Here is a 241-nt window from a genome sequence, read left to right as displayed (position 1 = left end):
AAGTTCCCGGCCCTTCCTGGCGAATTTGCGGGTGCATCGGGCACGTCCACATCGCCCCCGGCGTCGCCATCGGCTCCGGTTTCGGCTTATCGCTCAGATAGGCGTCAGGATTGGCGACAAACTTGCTCCGGCATCCTGCGCTACAGAAATTATAGGCATGACCAGCGTGCTCGGCATGGTGTGTCGTTTTTGCGGGATCGACCGTCATGCCGCACACCGCGTCGATCACTGCTGCTGCGGC

Annotated in this window: 1 protein-coding gene; it reads right to left on the bottom strand. The window is 61.4% G+C overall.

Annotated elements, in window-relative coordinates; genetic code table 11:
• The coding region (locus tag CVH10_RS23895) for a YHS domain-containing protein (protein ID WP_219925093.1) at positions 1–241 on the bottom strand (241 nt) is incomplete at both ends.

The organism is Halomonas sp. ND22Bw (assembly GCF_003011945.1).
Classification (GTDB): Bacteria; Pseudomonadota; Gammaproteobacteria; order Pseudomonadales; family Halomonadaceae; genus Halomonas; species Halomonas halophila.
The sequence above is the reverse complement of the archived record's forward strand: the minus strand, read 5'-3'. Positions and strand labels throughout refer to the sequence as shown.